Origin of the sequence: Acinetobacter sp. UC24323 (genome assembly GCF_024151445.1) — a bacterium.
Taxonomy (GTDB): domain Bacteria; phylum Pseudomonadota; class Gammaproteobacteria; order Pseudomonadales; family Moraxellaceae; genus Acinetobacter; species Acinetobacter baumannii.
In genome coordinates, this window is the sequence record NZ_JAHIBY010000007.1 from 82,869 (window position 1) to 100,250 (window position 17,382).

The following is a 17,382-nucleotide window of genomic DNA, read 5'->3' on the forward strand; positions in this document are numbered from 1 at the left end:
ATATTTGATCAAATTAAACTTTTATAAGATTATTTTTAGTTTTAATTTAATTGTAAGTGGTTGAAAATAAATTTGGTTAAACTTAAGCCATTTGAAGGATATGCTTCGATAAAAATAGGTGAATTTTTAATTTATGACCTATTGATGTAATTAATATCCTTGCATGACCTTATTTTTCTGTCATACATACTTCTTATTAATATGAGTGCTATAAATAATAAATTAAGGGCATATTCCTGCATAAGAAATATGCCCTTTAAGATTTTATGATGCTACATAGAATGGTGCAGTCGAACGTGGTAACGCTTGGCGTCCACGAATTTGGTCTGCAATTTTCTCGGCAATCATAATGGTGGTTGCATTTAAGTTACCGGTAATAATCAGCGGCATAATTGAGGCATCAACTACACGCAAACCATTCATACCGTGTACACGGCCTTGACCATCTACAACAGCCATTTCGTCTTCGCCCATCTTACAGCTACAAGATGGGTGGTAAGCTGTTTCTGCATGGTTACGAACAAAGTCATCAAGCTCTGCATCTGTCTGCAAATGTTTGCCTGGACTAATTTCATCACCACGATATGGGTCAAGCGCAGGTTGATGCATGATTTCACGCGTAATACGGATTGCATCACGGAACTCACGCCAGTCTTGTTCAGTCGACATGTAGTTAAACAAGATACTTGGATGCGCAAACGGGTCTTTCGATTTAAGTTTGATACGACCGCGTGAAGGCGAACGCATTGAACCCACGTGTGCTTGGAAGCCATGTTCTTTTACTGCATTACTACCGTTGTAGTTAATAGCTACTGGCAAGAAGTGGTATTGAATGTTTGGCCACTTAAACTCATCCGAGCTACGGATAAATCCACCCGCTTCAAACTGGTTACTTGCACCAATACCTGTACCATTGAATAACCATTCGGCACCAATGGCAGGTTGGTTATACCATTTTAAAGCAGGGTATAAAGAAACGGGTTGCTTACATTTATACTGTAAGTACATTTCCAAGTGATCTTGCAAGTTTTCACCCACGCCCGGCAAATCATGAACCACATCAATGTCCATTGATTTTAAGAAGGTACTTTGACCTACACCTGAACGCTGTAAAATTTGCGGTGACGCAATTGCGCCTGCACAAAGTAATACTTCACGTTTAACCAAGGCACGTTGCAAGTTGTTTTGATCAGCACCAATAATATATTCAACACCAATTGCTTGCTTTTGATTAAACAAGATTTTGTTGGTCGTCGCATGAGTTAAAATAGTCAGGTTTGGACGACCTTTTGCCATATCCAAATAACCACGTGCGGTACTTGAACGACGGCCTTTAGGCGTAACGGTACGGTCCATTGGACCAAAACCTTCTTGCTGATAACCATTTAAGTCGTCAGTACGTGGATAACCTGCCTGTACACCTGCTTCAACCATGGCATGGAAAAGCACGTTGTTACCATTTTTTGGTGTAGCCACTGATACAGGACCGCTATCACCATGATAGTCGTTGCCACCAATGTCACGAGTCTCGGCTTTTTTGTAGTAAGGCAAACAATCGGCATAAGTCCAGTTTTCAAGGCCTTTATGGGTTGCCCATTGTTCTAAATCCATTGCGTTACCGCGGATATAGCACATACCATTAATTAAAGATGAGCCACCTAAACCTTTACCACGACCACACTCCATACGACGGTTGTTCATGTGTGGCTCTGGGTCAGTTAAATAAGCCCAGTTATAGCGACGACCTTGAAGAGGGTAGGCCAAAGCTGCCGGCATTTGTGTACGGAAATCCAAGCGATAATCTGGTCCACCTGCTTCTAGCAGTAAAACGGTGGTATCTTTGTCTTCAGTAAGACGCGCAGCGAGTACATTTCCGGCAGATCCTGCGCCAATAATAATGTAATCATATTCTTTAATATTCATAACTATCCTTTTTTTACTAACAGTTTGCCTGAGCAATCTATAAAGACTGCTCGGCATATGTGATTTAGGTTGAAGGTTTTAGAGCGATTGAGGCATTAAAAAATGCTTTGATAATCGCCAAGTTCAACTTGAATAGATTTGATACGGGTATAGTGCCCAAGCGTGGTTAAGCCATTTTCGCGGCCCACACCAGATTGCTTGTAGCCACCGACTGGCATTTCGGCAGGTGATTCACCCCAAGTGTTAATCCAGCAAATACCAGCTTCAATTTGGTGAATAATGCGATGAGCGCGGCTAATATCTTGAGTGACCACACCGGCAGCTAGACCAAAGGTCGTGTCGTTGGCACGTTGAATCACTTCTTCTTCGGTTTCATAGCTTAAGATGCTCATGACAGGTCCAAAAATTTCTTCTTGAACAATCGCCATCTGGTCAGTGCAGTCGCTAAATACAGTCGGTAGTACATAAGCGCCTTTGGCAAGCTCGCCTTCGGTCGCACGACCACCACCGATTAACACTTTAGCGCCTTGTTGTTTGCCTGACTCAATGAAAGACAACACTTTTTCCATATGAGGGAAGCTAGTGAGCGGACCGAAGTTTGTGTCTTCAGCCATTGGATCACCAATACGAATACGTTTTACACGCTCTACAACCGCTTTTTCAAAGTCAGCTAAACGTGATTTTGGAACAAATACGCGCGTACCGTTGGTACATACTTGACCTGAGCTAAAGAAGTTCGCCATAACCGCAATGTCTGCGGCACGGTTAAGGTCAGCATCTTCACAAATAATGAGTGGTGACTTCCCACCAAGCTCCATAGTCACTTCTTTTAGTGTAGAGCCAGCAGCGCTTGCCATCACTTTTTTGCCAGTTTCTACGCCACCCGTGAATGAGATTTTTTCAATCACAGGATGTTCTGTGAGCCATTGACCGATTTCACGACCAGCACCTTGTACCACGTTAAATACGCCGTCTGGTAAACCAGCTTCTGTATAGATTTCTGCAAGTTTTAATGCAGTAAGTGGAGTTGTTTCGCTTGGCTTGAAAATCATGGCATTGCCAGCAGCAAGGGCAGGGGCAGATTTCCATAAAGCGATTTGGATTGGATAGTTCCAGGCACCAATACCTGCAACCACGCCTAAAGGTTCGCGGCGTGTATAAAAGAAACTTGATTCGCGAAGTGGAACTTGTTCGCCCTGAATAGCTGTTGCAAGTCCTGCGTAGTATTCGAGTACATCTGCACCAGTCACAATATCGACGGTAGATGTTTCGCTGTAGGCTTTACCGGTGTCGAGTGTTTCAAGACGGGCAAGCTCATCATTACGTTCACGGAGAATATCGACAGCACGGCGTAAAATACGTGAACGCTCCATAGCGGTCATGGCTGCCCAGATTTTTTGTCCTTGTTGGGCACTTTTTACAGCAGCTTCAATATCTTGTTCAGATGCCTGTTGAAGAGTCGCGATAATTTCGCCGTTGGCAGGGTTAATACTATTAAATGTTTTACCACTGGTTGCTTCAACGTAGCGTCCATGGATATACAATTGATGAACTTGTACATCACTCATTTTGTCTCTCCTGCAAAGGCTTGTTCGCAAATTGCAATTGCGTTTTTACATAATCGTAAGCAATGGAACGGGCCAGTTCGCTGTCAAATTCATTGTGACGGCTTAAACTGCCACGTAGCCATAATCCATCAATCAATGCTGCCAGACCTCTTGCGGCAACACTGGCCTGTTGTTCATCCATTAACTTGAGAAAATAAAACTTCAAGTTGGAATACAGGCGTTGATCATTAATCTTTTGCAAACGGCTCAGGTCCGGTACATGCATGCTTGCAGACCAAAAGTCTAACCAGACCCGCATTGCTTTTTCATTTACCTGACTAATGTCAAAGTTAGAGTCAATAATTGCCTTAATCTGGCTTTCCGGATGCGAATCTGCTTCTGCTCTGTACTGTTCGGTTTTCCGACGCAAAACATTGAGCATTTCTTGCATACAGGTATTTATTAACCCTTGTTTGTCGCCAAAGTAATGGCTGACAATACCGGTCGACAACTCGGCTTTTTTTGCAATTTGTGCAATGGTGGTATTGGATAACCCCACTTCATAAATTACGTCGAGTGCAGCGTTCATAATCTCTTCACGGCGCACATGCTCTGGTTTTACTCTGCGTTTTGTCATGATTGTCCACATCAGCACTTTTACGGGTGCTTTAAATTCAGCATGTTAACTTGCAGAGCATCATAGCACTTTTTTTATCATACTTGTTATTGATTGAACGTTCAATCAATAACAAGTATGATGTGTAAAAATCAATGAATTTTTGAATCTTACTTCGGGGTAGAAGAGATAGAATCAGAAGTTCTTACGGATAGGATGATGCGCATAAGTCCGGTACTTATCACGTTATTTTGGAAAAAATACACCGATTGCAAGGAGCAATAAGATGGTGTTGAAAAGTGATGGATATTCTTCAGACCATATTCGGTTAAATCGTTTTGTATTTTGGAGTTCGGCAGTCAGTATCGGCATTTTTGGCCTATTATTTGTGCTGTTTCCAGAAAAAAGTCAGTTTTGGCTGACCTATGTGCAAGAGCAGGTAAACCACTTTTTCGGGTGGTATTACATGTTGGTGATTGTGCTGTGTTTAGGCTTTGTGGCTTGGCTTGCCTTCTCAAAAGTGGGACAGATTCCTTTAGGAAAAGACCACGACAAACCTGAGTTTGGCTATTTGGCTTGGACCTCAATGCTGTTTTCGGCAGGTATTGGTATCGCGCTACTTTATTATGGTGTTGCTGAACCTGTTGACCATTTTCTAAGACCACCAGAAGGTGAGGCAGGTACTATTCAGGCCGCCCGCAATGCCATGACCTATAGCTTTTTGCACTGGGGTATTCATGGCTGGGTGCTTTATGCCTTGCTGGGTGTGACATTAGGTTATTTTGCCTTTAGACAAGATTTACCACTCGCACTACGCTCGGCACTCTATCCAATTTTTGGAGAGCGTGTTCATGGTCTGGTAGGTGATTTTGTCGATGGCTTTGGTATTTTAGCAACCGTAATTTCTTTGGTAACCAACTTAGGTATTGGTGCTTTGGTATTGGTTTCAGGTATTTGTTATTTAATTCCTGAAATTCCTGATAACTCTGCAACTTTAATTACTGCAGTTTTAATCATGATGTTTGTGGCGACAGTCACTACAGTGGTCGGGATTGAAAAAGGCTTGGCATGGTTATCACGGATTAATTTACGTTTGCTCTATGCCTTACTTTTATTTGTATTTTTAACAGGACCGACGAACCATTTGTTAAATGGTCTTGTGCAAAATACGGGCGATTACCTTAATAATTTTATGGGTAAAAGTTTTGATATGTATTTATACAATCAAAAAGCCAGTGGCTGGTTGGGTTCATGGACTGTGTTTTATTGGGCATGGTGGATTGCTTGGGCACCTTTTGTAGGAATGTTTATTGCCCGCATTTCCAAAGGCCGAACTATTCGAGAAGTGGTTTTGGGTGTATGCCTCATTCCATTAGGTTTTACCTTGGCTTGGATCTCGATTTTTGGAAATACTGCAATTCATTTAATTCTCAATCAAAAACAGAAAGTTTTAGGTGATATGGTTTTAAGCGACCCTGCGTTGTCATTATTCAAATTACTCGAATATCTCCCGTTTAATCCGTATATTGCCGGGATTGTTGTTGTAATTTGTTTCGTTTTATTTTTGACACCGGTTGGGTCTGGTACACTAATGATCGCCAATTTGTCCTCGAAAGGGGGCACCAGTGATAGTGATTCACCGATCTGGTTACGCATCTTTTGGTCTGTGGTCATTACCATTGTAAGTATCGGCTTATTATTAGCAGGTAGTTTTAACTCCATGCAAAGTGCAGTGGTGTTATGTGGTTTACCATTTTCTGTGATTATTTTGCTTTATATGTTTGGTCTAGCCAAAGCCCTAAAGCAAGATGATTTTGACCCGAATGTTGCGAAAAAGCAGTTAGCTATTTCAAAAGACATTTCTATTCCATCGAATTGTGACCAGAACAAAGTGACCGAGGTTTTATAACCTTGGTTCATCACATTTATTTATATTTTTTGCGTTCAAAGCAGTCTTTTCATTATTGTTAAATAGTGAAAAGACTAAATTGAATATTTTATTTTTCTTCTATTCCTTGAGGATTGTATGGCAACAGATAATCCAAGAGCAGTTGATGATTTAACATTATCTAAATCTAAAAAAGACCCGCTTAACCGTGTGGTTTTTTATATTTCAGCTCTAATCATTTTAATCTTTTCTCTCGTTACTTTTTTATTTAACGATTTCGCAAATCGAACCATTAACACCGTCCTTGCGTGGGTAACGTCAACCTTTGGCTGGTACTATTTACTGGCTGCAACGCTGTATATGGTGTTTGTAATTTTCATTGCCTGCTCACGGTATGGTGAGATTAAACTTGGCCCTAAACACTCAAAGCCTGAGTTTAGTTTACTGAGTTGGTCTGCCATGCTGTTTTCGGCAGGTATTGGTATCGATTTAATGTTCTTCTCGGTGGCTGAGCCATTATCTCATTATATGCAGCCGCCTGTCGGCGTAGGCCAGACCTATGAAGCGGCACGCCAAAGTATGGTGTGGACGCTGTTTCACTATGGTTTGACTGGATGGTGTATGTATGCCTTGATTGGTATGGCACTTGGTTATTTCAGTTATCGCTATAACTTGCCGCTGACCATTCGTTCTGCACTTTACCCAATTTTTGGGAACAGAATTAATGGCGCCATCGGCCATAGTGTAGATACTGCTGCCGTCATCGGGACAATTTTTGGTATTGCGACCACCTGCGGGATCGGCGTGGTACAGCTGAACTATGGTTTACATGTTTTATTAGGACTGCCAGAGAATATCTGGATGCAGTTTGCACTCATTGCCATTGCAGTCGGTATTAGTATTATTTCAGTGACATCTGGGGTGAATCAAGGCCTTCGGATTTTGTCTGAAATCAATATTTATGTATCGATTGGTCTTTTACTGTTTATTTTGTTCTTGGGCAATACCGAGTTTTTACTCAATGCGCTGGTACAAAATATTGGTGATTATTTAACTCGCTTCCCAACCTTAGCCTTACAAAGTTTTGCTTTTGAGCAACCTAAAGATTGGATGAGCAGTTGGACTTTGTTCTTCTGGGCATGGTGGATTGCTTGGTCGCCATTTGTAGGTTTGTTTTTGGCCCGTATTTCTAGAGGCCGTACTATTCGTGAGTTTGTGTGCGGGACTTTAATTATTCCTCTGTTATTTACCTTAACCTGGTTATCCATTTTTGGTAATAGTGCATTGCACAGTGTTATTTTTGAAGGCAACCAGACTTTAGCTGCAACGGTATTATCTAATCCGGCACATGGTTTTTATGACCTGTTAGCGCAGTACCCGGGTTTTACCTTTATTGCTTCAGTCGCAACAGTGACGGGCCTTTTATTCTATGTGACTTCTGCTGATTCGGGTGCATTGGTTTTAGGTAACTTCACGACCAAGCTTACCCATATTGATAATGATGCACCGCGTTGGTTAAGCGTGTTTTGGGCAATTGCCATTGGGTTATTAACACTCGCTATGCTGATGACCAACGGGATTACCGCTTTACAGAACGCAACCATCATTATGGGACTGCCGTTTAGTTTCGTGATGTTCCTTGTCATGGCGGGGCTTTATAAGTCGCTCAGACTTGAAGACTACAGGCATGCCAGTCGAAGTATGAACGCGGCACCTGTGGTGGGTAACGTCGACATTCTCAATTGGAAACAGCGTTTGACTCGGGTTATGCATCATCCGGGAACGACTGAAACCAGACGAATGCTCGATACCGTTTGCAAACCTGCTGTTCAAGCTGTTGCCGATGAACTCATTAAGCAAGGCATGAACGTAGATGTGCAACAAACACCACTTGAAGATGAAGAGGCGCTATATCACCTCGATATCACTATTCATTTGGAAGAAGAGCAAAACTTCGTTTATCAGATTTGGCCTGTCCGTTATAGCGCGCCTAACTTTAGTCAGCGTGTAAAACGAGGCAAACAGTTCTATTACCGTCTCGAAACCTATCTTTATGAAGGTTCTCAAGACAACGACCTTGTGGGTTACAGTAAAGAACAGGTTATTAATGACATTTTAGATAAATATGAAAGACATATGACGTTCTTACATATTAATCGTATTAGCCCTGGGAACCGTCCATTATTCCCAGATCCACAAGCTTAAGGGGAATATGCATGGTTTCACCATATCTGCATTCTTTTGCTTTATTTTTCTCTTTGCTCAATCCTTTTTTAATGAGCATTTATATGATTGGCCTCATCCGCCATTCAGAAACCAAGGTATTTAACAAGGCCTTAATTCAGGGGAGCTTGATTGCTTATATCGTCTTTATGCTGTTTGCATGGGGCGGTGAAGCAATCTTTAGTAAATACCTGAATGTACGCTTTGAGGCTTTCCAGATTTTTGGTGGTCTTATCTTTTTGGTGATTGGTTACCGCTATGTGTTTCAGGGTGCAGATACCATTGGTGAAATGCGCGGTGCACCAGAACATTTGGCTGGTACCATCGCTATGCCTTTTATGATTGGGCCGGGTACCATTAGTGCAGCTGTGGTGACAGGTATTGAAATGTCGATTGGTGCTGCGGCACTTGTGATTGGGTTTACCATGTTTTTAACATGCAGTATTTTGATTTTGATGAAATTTTCACATGATCATTTGCGGTACAAACATGCAAAATATATCGATCGTTATTTCGATATTGTCGGGCGTTTATCTGCTTTATTAATCGGTACGATTGCTGTTGATATGATTATTAATGGCGTTACCGGACTGATCCATAAAGTATAACGAACCTCATATAAAACGATGCTGTGTCATTTAAAATGGAACAAAATGGCATAGCATCTTTTGATTATTTTTGACCGCTCAATAACTGTTTATTTAAGAAAAACTAAAAAATTATTAAAAATAATAGCTTAAAAAATATTCGTTCAAAAAAAGAATTAACAATATTAAAAAATACGATGCTATGTTGTGGATTTAAGCATGTTTTTTTTGTGAATTATCAACCATAATGTTTTCTGAGCTTGTTTGAGACAGAGTTGAGTCATGCCTACATTAGATGAAATGACAACCGTAACTGACGATCAGTCAGAATTAACCATGTCAGTTTTAATGACACCGGACATGGCAAATTTTTCAGGTAATGTTCATGGTGGAACAATTCTAAAGTTGCTAGACCAAGTGGCCTATGCTTGTGCAAGTCGTTATTCAGGCAGCTATGTCGTAACGTTGTCTGTAGACAAAGTAAATTTTAAAGAACCTATTTATGTAGGCGAACTCGTTACATTTTTAGCGAGTGTGAACCATGTGGGACGTACTTCAATGGAAGTGGGTATCCGTGTGGAAGCTCAAAATATTCAAAAGCGTACCGTTCGTCATACCAATAGCTGTTATTTCACGATGGTTGCGGTTGATGAGCATGGTAAACCACGCGAAGTGCCTAAATTAAATTTAGATACCGAGTGGAAACGTTGCCGATTTGAAGCGGCTGAACATCGTAAGGTGTTGCGCCTACAAGAGAATCATAACCCTTCTTGCAGCATGTATAAGAAAACTTCTTAAAAAAAAAGATCGAACCGCAGCATGGTTCGATCTTTTTTCTTCACCGAAATTTAACGTCCTGTTTCGTTTCAGTAAAATTATCTCTGAGCTTGGAGGAGAGTGCAGAGATAATTAACGAGTTGCAGGAGCAGCTTCAGAAGCAGAACCTACAGCGTCAGAAGCAGCATTTGCAGTGTTTGCTTGCTCTTGAGTTGAAACAACAACTTTTTCTTCACCAGCAGTGTTATGTGCTTGGTCGTGCTTAGAAGCAGCGAAAGTTGAAGCAGCAGTTAAAGCTAGGGTAGTAGCGAGTAAAGTTTTAGCTAATTTCATTTTATGGCATCCTTAAATTCATTAAAAAATAAATCAAACCTAATCGTTCTGACCTACATAGAACATATAGGGCTGAATGATTAAGCTAGGACACATGCTAAGCCGAGCTTGGGATTACATCAATTAACTTAACAATCTATTACGCCTATCTTAACAATATGAAATATAACGTCCGTTTATGTGCGTCTACTGTAAAATTAAAGCGCTACTTGAGCGCTAAAAATGTGAAAGAATATTTCGTATTGAGTAAAAAAAAAGCAAGTTAGTTACGTAAACAAAACACTCTGGCATGAATTGTGAATGTCTATAAATAGGATATTTCGTTTAATTGTTATTTTTCTAAAGTTAATTTAGATAATTGATGAGATGTATGTCACATATTTGGTGCTTTAGCCTGATAATTGAAAAGTATATCTTCAAAGTGAAAAATTATTTTCATGCTACTTAAACAGTGATATACCTTTCTTAGTTTTTAAACCTTGTTGATTTGAGCCGCTTGTGAAACTGATTGCCCAAAAAACTGTTCCTACCCATATTATTTCAGGGTTTTTAGGAGCAGGGAAAACGACATTATTGCAACATTTATTAAGTCAGAAACCGAAAGGTGAAGTGTGGGCTGTCTTAATGAATGAATTTGGGCAAATCGGAGTCGATCAACAACTCCTACCTCAAGATCAAGGTTATGCAGTCAAAGAACTATTGGGCGGCTGTTTATGTTGTAGTAGCCAACTTCCTATGCATATTGCTTTGGCTCGCTTGTTAAGTGAACAAAAGCCAGACCGACTCTTTATTGAACCTACAGGGCTTGGACATCCTTCGCAATTATTTGATCAGTTAACGGAACCACATTGGCAAAACAGCTTAGCTATGCGTGCACTAGTGACTGTGGTTGATGGTAGTCGTTTGCATGACACCAATTGGGTCAAGCAAAACCTATATGAAGACCAATTAAAAGCTGCACAGATTGTGGTGGTCTCTCATGCCGATACCATGACTTTTGAAGATGAACAAGCACTTGTTGAGCTTAAAGAAGAATACCAACCTTATCAGCAACAATGGCTAAAGACTGAACATGGTCAACTTGAACTGGCGCAAATTGATGTGCCTGCGCGTTTAACTGCACGCTCTATACAGCCTTTACTCAAGCTGCAAAAGCAAATGACTGAAGCCGAAGTTGCAAAAGAAATTCACCAACTGCCTTATCATTATGTCGAGTCGGCGCAGGGTTATATGGTCGCGGGTTGGAAATTTCCTAAGCGTTGGAAATTTGAGTTTTATGCTTTGCTCGATGTGTTGTGTGCACAACAAGACTGGCTACGTATTAAGGGAATTTTTAATACAGATCAGGGATGGAAGACCTTTAACTTTAATCCTGAGCAGTTTAACTATAAGTCTGGTGAAGAGGGCATTGATAACCGCATTGAAATGATTAGCCAACATGAACATGACTGGCTGGCATTTGAAACTGAACTATTAGCTTGCAGAATTGAACAATAGAGAACATTGAAATACTTCAATATTCTCTATGAGAGATTTAATTTTTTATATTAAGTACTTGTTTCGCTTGTGCATGATCGATGTCTTTTTCCCAATGGGCAATGACTACGGTCGCTACACAGTTACCAATTAAGTTGGTGCAGGCACGGATAATTCCGATAAACCAGTCTACAGATAGTAAAAGTACCAAACCAATTGCAGGTAAACTTGGAATTACGGAAAGTGTTGCAGCAAGAATCACTAAGGCTGACCCCGGAATGCCGTGTGCGCCTTTCGATGTAATAAGCGAAACCAATAAAATAGCCAGTAAGTCGTGCATGGAGAGATTGATATTGCAGGCCTGTGCAATAAAGATCACGCCTAATGTTAAATAAATTGAAAAGCCGTCTAAATTAAAAGAATAACCGGTAGGAATAACCAGACCGACTGTTGAATCTTTAATTCCCAAGTTTTTAAGCTTTTTCATGATTTGGGGTAAAACGGAATCAGAAGAGGCTGTCCCTAAAACAATAGCGAGTTCATCTTTAAAATAGCCGACAAATTTAAAGATATTCAGTCCGGTGAGTTTTAAAATTGAACCCAAAATAATGACAACAAATAAAATGCAAGTCGCATAAAAGAGTAAAACTAAATAACCGAGTTGCAGGAGTGAATCTAATCCAAATTTTGCAGTGGTATAAGCAACTGAACCAAATACACCAATTGGTGCCAAGCGAATAATGAGTCCCATAATTTTAAAGAAGACTTCCGAAAAAGCTTCAAGCGCTTGACGGACCAACTCTGCTAAATGTTTAGGAATTAACAGTAGTGAAACGCCAAATAAAATAGCGATGAGTAAAACTTGTAAAATATCGCCGTTGGCAAAAGCGGCAGTAAATGTTTTCGGAATAATATTGAGTAAAAACTCCGAACCTGTATGCATGTCATGAGCACGTTCGGTATAGGTACTTAAATCTTTAGCATCTAAATGAGTAATATCGATATTCATACCGACGCCCGGTTTAAAGACATAAGCAACAATAATTCCCAAAATTAAAGCAATACTCGTGACCACTTCAAAATAAAGAATCGTTTTTGCACCGACTTTGCCCATTTTTTTAATGTCGTTTGCACCATAGATTCCCAGTACCACTACACAGAATACAATTGGAGCAATCAACATTTTAATGAGAGAAATAAAACCATCACCAAGAGGTTTTAAAGCTAGGGAGAAATCATGAAAAGCAAGACCTACTGCAATACCGAGGAAGAGAGCGCAGAGGACTTGTAGGAATAAACTACGTTTAAGTTTTTGCCACATAAGTCATCAAATCAAGAGAGGAATACAACCCCTTTCAAGCAAAAAGCCCGCCAACTTTGAAAGTGGTTAGATGTTTTGAAATAAGATGCAAATGGAGAGGATAAGAAGTTTTACATTACTGAGTTTTTTCTATAATTTTTTAATTAAAATCGAGTATTCTTAGCGCCAAATTTTTGGACATATTAACTATGGCGCTTAAAGCAACAATTTATAAAGCAGATCTGAATATTGCCAATATGGATGACCATATTTATGGTGATTATCAACTGACACTTGCCTTACATCCTTCTGAAACTTTAGAACGATTAATGGTTCGTGTCATGGCTTTTGCTCGTTTCGCAAGTGATAGCCTTGAGTTTACCAAAGACCTTTTTGAAACCGATGAGCCTGCACTTTGGCAAAAAGACTTAACAGGACAGTTAGAAACCTGGATTGAAGTTGGTTTACCGTCTGAAGATAAAGTGAAAAAAGCCAGTGCCCGTTGTAAAACTGTGGCAATTGTCGCTTATGGTTCACAAGTTGAAGATTGGTGGAAGAGAAACAGTAAAATTAAAACATTGAGTAATGTTCAAGTTTGGCAGCTAGCACCTGAAAGTACAGCAGAGTTAGAGCAGCTTTGTGAGCGTACGATGCAGCTTCAGTTAAATGTTATGGACAACGAATGGACTTTGTTAAGTGACAAGGGCCAAGCGAATGTCGTATGGACCCAATTACAGTAAAACTGAAAAGCGCAACAAATTTTACAAATTCACTTGTTAGACTAAAGATCAAGTCTGAGCTGTGAAATTAAACGAACGGGAATATTATGAACACTGAATTAGAAATTATCGATTTAAAAGTAGGCGAAGGTAAAGAAGCGGTTAAAGGTGCCTTAATTACGACGCACTATACAGGTTGGTTAGAAGACGGCACTAAATTCGACTCTTCCCTTGACCGCGGAAATTATTTCGAGTGTGTCATTGGTACAGGCCGTGTGATTAAAGGTTGGGACCAAGGCATTATGGGAATGAAAGTTGGCGGAAAACGTAAACTTATGGTTCCTGCTCATTTGGCTTATGGTGAACGCAAAATGGGTAAAATTATTCCGGCAAACTCAAATTTGATTTTTGAAATTGAATTATTTGATGTAAAAACTCGCGATGATTGAAATCAAACCGTTTAGAGCTCGACTTTATCTATAAGCTTTAAATATAAATATATTCGATATTTATATTTTAGCTTTTTAAATATTTAAGATTATTTTCAGTTTATTTAATTATAAAGGTGAACTGAAAAACTGTTCTGTTGGGGCAGTTTGAACTTAAAGACTAAATAAATGTGAATTTTAGTTCTTAAGTTTAAATTTCACATAAATAATCTATATTGCTATTGAGACGCTATTTCATGATTACCCGCTTTGCATCTCCTTTGTTGAACCTCACGCTTGGCTTGGCTCTAGCAGGCTTGTCAGGTATGGCATTAGCTAACCCACCTAAAATAGATGCTTCGACACTTACGGTCATTGGGTATCATGAAATTACCGATACTAAAAATGCCTTAATTCCTCAGTATGCGGTCACCACTCAACAATTTACTGAGCATGTCGATTGGTTGCAAAAAAATGGCTTTCATTTTATTACCGTAGACCAGTTAATCCGTGCTCATCAGGGCAAGGCAGCACTTCCAACCAAGCCAGTTTTATTAACTGTAGATGATGGTTATCAGTCTTTCTACCAAAATGCATATCCTGTTATTAAGGCTAAAAAAATCCCAGTGGTACTTGCGGTAGTGGGTTCATGGTTAGAGCCAAAAGCAGGGCAGAAAGTCGATTTTTCGGGTGAAGAAATTCCACGTGATAAAATCTTAAGCTGGGGTGAGCTCAAAGAAATGCAAGATAGCGGGTTTGTTGAAATCGCAAGCCATAGCTATCATTTACACCGCGGTATTACAGGTAACCCGCAAGGGAACTCTGAACCAGCGGCAACGACACGTTTTTATGATGTAAAAACTAAAACTTATGAAAATGACAGCCAATATCAGGCTCGTATTTATAATGATTTAAAAAAGAATAATCAGCTACTTAAAGAGCATGGTATACGTTCACCACGTATTATGGTGTGGCCATATGGTCGCTATAATATGCAAACGGTCCAAATTGCTAAAAAGCTTGGTATGCCAATTACCATCACGCTTGATGATGGCGCAGATCATGCGAAACAATCTCTACAGAATATGAGCCGTATTTTGGTAGAGGGCGGAATGAGTACTAATGATTTGGCTCAAGAGATTAAGAACCGTGAATTAAACTTAACGGATAACAACCGTCCGCAAAAAATCATGCATATTGATCTCGACTATATTTATGATCCGGATCCGCAACAACAAGAACGAAATTTAGGCCACTTGTTAGACCGAATTAATGCGATGGGTGTAAATACAGTTTATTTGCAGGCATTTTCAGATCCGGATGCGAATGGTTCTGCCGATATGGTATATTTCCCGAACCGTCATATTCCAATGCGTGCGGACTTGTTTAACCGTGTAGCATGGCAAATTCAAACCCGTACGCCTGTAAGTCGTATTTATGCTTGGATGCCTTTATTAGCCTGGGAATTACCAAAAACTGATCCGGTATCAAAAGATTTAGTCGTGACAGAGCAGGCAAAAGCTGGTGAACACTTAAATATGGGGTATATCCGTTTAAGTCCGTTCTCACCTCAGGCACGCCAAACTATTCGTGAGATTTATCAAGATTTGGCCAAGTCAGCGTCTTTCAATGGAATTTTATTCCATGACGATGTCACATTATCTGATTATGAAGATGCAAGCCCAGATGCATTAAAAGCTTATGCGAAACAAGGCTTACCAACAGATTTGGCAAAAATCCGTGAAAACGATCAAGATTTGCAAAAATGGACTGCATATAAGACAAAATATCTAGATGATTTTGCAATGCAACTTGTTGAAGACGTGCGACAATATGAACCGTTCTTGCTTACAGCTCGTAACTTATACGCGCAAGTTGCCTTAAAACCATATGCGGAAAACTGGTATTCACAATCGCTTGAAGAGTCATTAAGACGTTATGATTTTACGGCTATTATGGCAATGCCTTATATGGAGCAGGTCGATAACGCCGATCAATTTTATAAAGACATGATTGATCGCGTGAAAAAATATCCAAACGGCATTAAGAAAACAGTTTTTGAGCTACAAGCAACAAACTGGCGTAACAACGAAAAGGTACCGTCAACTGAAATGGCAGCAACAATTCACTCACTCTATCAGCAAGGTGCAATGCACGTTGCATACTATCCAGATGACCCAATCAAAGATCATCCGGACGTGAACGTGATGCATAAAGCATTTGCTGAAAAATCATCTCGTCTTGTGCCATAGGCGAGGCTGAAACATGACAATCTTTGCTGCTATATGGTCGCATGCCTTAAAATTCGTTTTCTATTATCCATTATTTATGTCGTATTTATGGATGATTGGCGCGATCATTTTCTATTGGAAGGAACGTAAAGCTCCGCCTTATGATCAGCCAGCTCCATTAGAAAGCTATCCTAAAGTTGCTGTGCTTATTCCTTGTTTTAATGAAGGGGATAATGCAGAGGAAACGATTACTCATGCTTTAAAATTGGATTATCCTCATTTTGAAGTGATTGCGATTAATGATGGCAGTTCGGATAATACAGGTGAAGTGCTGGATCGGTTAGCTGAACAACATGAAAAACTCCGTGTTGTTCATCTTGCACAAAACCAAGGTAAAGCCATGGGGTTGCAAGCCGGAAGCTTAATGACCGATGCCGAGTTTTTAATTGGTATTGATGGTGATGCTTTACTTGACCCGCATGCAGCAAAGTGGATGGTTCGTCATTTTCTTCAAAATCCGACTGTTGCAGCCGTGACGGGTAACCCACGTATCCGTACCCGTTCAACTTTATTAGGTCGTATTCAGGTTGGTGAGTTTTCTTCGATTGTCGGCATGATTAAACGTGCTCAGCGTACCTTTGGCCGTTTATTTACCGTATCTGGTGTTATTACGGCTTTTCGTAAGAGCGCTGTTCACCAAGTGGACTATTGGTCACCTAATATGTTGACTGAAGACATCGATATTACTTGGAAATTGCAACGTGCCGGCTGGGACATTCGTTTTGAACCGAATGCCTTGGTCTGGATTTTAATGCCTGAAACTTTAAACGGATTGTGGAAACAACGTTTACGTTGGGCAATGGGTGGAGCACAGGTATTAATTAAAAATATTGATGTGTTCACCAAACCAAAATTGAATTTTTTATGGCCTTTAATGTTTGAGCTTTGCTTAACTTTAGTCTGGTCATATTTAATGCTGGCGATGGCTTTGTTGTGGTTAGTACATTTTATTTTACCGGTCCCTGCATTAGCCGTTGTGAGCTCTCCATTTTTACCGTATGGTAGCGGTATTTTATTGGGGGCAACCTGTCTCATTCAGTTTGCTTTAAGCAAATGGATGGATAGTCGTTATGAACCGCATCTAGGAAAAAACTATTTCTGGATGATCTGGTATCCATTGGTCTTTTGGCTAATCACCATCTCGGCAACTATTGTGGCATTTCCAAAAGTCTTACGACGTGGAGATGAGAAACGTGCGCGTTGGGTGAGCCCGGATCGGGGCATTCGTGGATGAAATGCAAGAGTCATGAGATTTTAAAGATCGTGCTGTATTG

14 protein-coding genes are annotated in these 17,382 nt (G+C 40.2%); 9 read left to right on the forward strand and 5 right to left on the reverse strand.

The window, feature by feature from the left end:
* Positions 1–264 precede the first annotated feature (264 nt).
* From betA to betI, 3 genes are all read right to left on the reverse strand, one after another.
* Entirely contained in the window at positions 265–1,923 is a 1,659-nt protein-coding gene (gene betA / locus KNQ97_RS10890; RefSeq protein ID WP_253612216.1) for a choline dehydrogenase, read from the reverse strand.
* A 95-nt stretch (positions 1,924–2,018) separates the two neighbouring features.
* Entirely contained in the window at positions 2,019–3,491 is a 1,473-nt protein-coding gene (betB, locus tag KNQ97_RS10895) for a betaine-aldehyde dehydrogenase (protein ID WP_001286303.1), read from the reverse strand.
* A complete protein-coding gene (betI, locus tag KNQ97_RS10900) occupies positions 3,484–4,107 on the reverse strand; it encodes a transcriptional regulator BetI (protein ID WP_000166965.1) in 624 nt (207 codons plus the stop codon). Before betI ends, betB begins: the two co-directional genes overlap by 8 nt.
* Positions 4,108–4,372: 265 nt before the next feature.
* Here betI and KNQ97_RS10905 point away from each other — a divergent pair, with 265 nt between their 5' ends.
* The 4 genes from KNQ97_RS10905 to KNQ97_RS10920 all read left to right on the forward strand — a co-directional run bounded on the left by KNQ97_RS10905 (position 4,373) and on the right by KNQ97_RS10920 (position 9,582).
* The gene (locus KNQ97_RS10905; RefSeq protein WP_000243373.1) at positions 4,373–5,995 is read left to right on the forward strand and encodes a BCCT family transporter; all 1,623 of its coding nucleotides are present in this window, start codon (positions 4,373–4,375) and stop codon (positions 5,993–5,995) included.
* A gap of 117 nt (positions 5,996–6,112) precedes the next feature.
* Complete coding sequence (locus tag KNQ97_RS10910) at positions 6,113–8,179, forward strand: choline transporter (RefSeq protein WP_253612217.1); 2,067 nt, start codon at positions 6,113–6,115, stop codon at positions 8,177–8,179.
* Between the two features lie 11 nt (positions 8,180–8,190).
* The gene (locus tag KNQ97_RS10915) at positions 8,191–8,805 is read left to right on the forward strand and encodes a MarC family protein (RefSeq protein ID WP_000254582.1); all 615 of its coding nucleotides are present in this window, start codon (positions 8,191–8,193) and stop codon (positions 8,803–8,805) included.
* 261 nt (positions 8,806–9,066) lie between these two features.
* Positions 9,067–9,582 (forward strand): acyl-CoA thioesterase, encoded by a 516-nt coding sequence (locus tag KNQ97_RS10920; protein ID WP_001142469.1) that lies wholly within the window; start codon positions 9,067–9,069, stop codon positions 9,580–9,582.
* A 111-nt stretch (positions 9,583–9,693) separates the two neighbouring features.
* Here KNQ97_RS10920 and KNQ97_RS10925 read toward each other — a convergent pair whose 3' ends face one another.
* Positions 9,694–9,894: a hypothetical protein gene (locus KNQ97_RS10925; RefSeq protein WP_000761577.1), complete on the reverse strand. Its 201-nt coding sequence runs from the start codon at positions 9,892–9,894 to the stop codon at positions 9,694–9,696.
* A 498-nt stretch (positions 9,895–10,392) separates the two neighbouring features.
* Here KNQ97_RS10925 and KNQ97_RS10930 point away from each other — a divergent pair, with 498 nt between their 5' ends.
* The gene (locus tag KNQ97_RS10930; RefSeq protein WP_031997187.1) at positions 10,393–11,391 is read left to right on the forward strand and encodes a GTP-binding protein; all 999 of its coding nucleotides are present in this window, start codon (positions 10,393–10,395) and stop codon (positions 11,389–11,391) included.
* 37 nt (positions 11,392–11,428) lie between these two features.
* On the opposite strand, the gene dctA is transcribed toward KNQ97_RS10930, so the two are convergent.
* Positions 11,429–12,691 carry a C4-dicarboxylate transporter DctA gene (gene dctA, locus KNQ97_RS10935; RefSeq protein WP_000267735.1) on the reverse strand — a complete coding sequence of 421 codons (1,263 nt, stop codon included), beginning with the start codon at positions 12,689–12,691 and terminating at the stop codon, positions 11,429–11,431.
* A gap of 188 nt (positions 12,692–12,879) precedes the next feature.
* Between dctA and KNQ97_RS10940 the strand changes: the two genes are divergently transcribed.
* The 4 genes from KNQ97_RS10940 (at position 12,880) to pgaC (ending at position 17,342) form a co-directional block, all read left to right on the forward strand.
* On the forward strand, positions 12,880–13,410 hold the full coding sequence (locus KNQ97_RS10940; protein WP_001185269.1) for a YaeQ family protein: 531 nt from the start codon (positions 12,880–12,882) through the stop codon (positions 13,408–13,410).
* A gap of 86 nt (positions 13,411–13,496) precedes the next feature.
* The gene (locus tag KNQ97_RS10945; RefSeq protein ID WP_253612218.1) at positions 13,497–13,838 is read left to right on the forward strand and encodes an FKBP-type peptidyl-prolyl cis-trans isomerase; all 342 of its coding nucleotides are present in this window, start codon (positions 13,497–13,499) and stop codon (positions 13,836–13,838) included.
* A 236-nt stretch (positions 13,839–14,074) separates the two neighbouring features.
* Positions 14,075–16,069: a poly-beta-1,6-N-acetyl-D-glucosamine N-deacetylase PgaB gene (gene pgaB, locus KNQ97_RS10950; protein ID WP_000632825.1), complete on the forward strand. Its 1,995-nt coding sequence runs from the start codon at positions 14,075–14,077 to the stop codon at positions 16,067–16,069.
* A gap of 13 nt (positions 16,070–16,082) precedes the next feature.
* Positions 16,083–17,342, forward strand: coding sequence for a poly-beta-1,6-N-acetyl-D-glucosamine synthase (gene pgaC, locus KNQ97_RS10955; RefSeq protein ID WP_000151613.1), 1,260 nt, complete (start codon positions 16,083–16,085; stop codon positions 17,340–17,342).
* Positions 17,343–17,382: the final 40 nt, after the last annotated feature.

Coding starts and splice junctions, on each gene's coding strand:
- betA (WP_253612216.1), bottom strand. CDS start 1,923: ATGAATATTAAAGAATATGATTACATTATTATTGGCGCAGGATCTGCC.
- betB (WP_001286303.1), bottom strand. CDS start 3,491: ATGAGTGATGTACAAGTTCATCAATTGTATATCCATGGACGCTACGTT.
- betI (WP_000166965.1), bottom strand. CDS start 4,107: ATGACAAAACGCAGAGTAAAACCAGAGCATGTGCGCCGTGAAGAGATT.
- KNQ97_RS10905 (WP_000243373.1), top strand. CDS start 4,373: ATGGTGTTGAAAAGTGATGGATATTCTTCAGACCATATTCGGTTAAAT.
- KNQ97_RS10910 (WP_253612217.1), top strand. CDS start 6,113: ATGGCAACAGATAATCCAAGAGCAGTTGATGATTTAACATTATCTAAA.
- KNQ97_RS10915 (WP_000254582.1), top strand. CDS start 8,191: ATGGTTTCACCATATCTGCATTCTTTTGCTTTATTTTTCTCTTTGCTC.
- KNQ97_RS10920 (WP_001142469.1), top strand. CDS start 9,067: ATGCCTACATTAGATGAAATGACAACCGTAACTGACGATCAGTCAGAA.
- KNQ97_RS10925 (WP_000761577.1), bottom strand. CDS start 9,894: ATGAAATTAGCTAAAACTTTACTCGCTACTACCCTAGCTTTAACTGCT.
- dctA (WP_000267735.1), bottom strand. CDS start 12,691: ATGTGGCAAAAACTTAAACGTAGTTTATTCCTACAAGTCCTCTGCGCT.
- KNQ97_RS10940 (WP_001185269.1), top strand. CDS start 12,880: ATGGCGCTTAAAGCAACAATTTATAAAGCAGATCTGAATATTGCCAAT.
- KNQ97_RS10945 (WP_253612218.1), top strand. CDS start 13,497: ATGAACACTGAATTAGAAATTATCGATTTAAAAGTAGGCGAAGGTAAA.
- pgaB (WP_000632825.1), top strand. CDS start 14,075: ATGATTACCCGCTTTGCATCTCCTTTGTTGAACCTCACGCTTGGCTTG.
- pgaC (WP_000151613.1), top strand. CDS start 16,083: ATGACAATCTTTGCTGCTATATGGTCGCATGCCTTAAAATTCGTTTTC.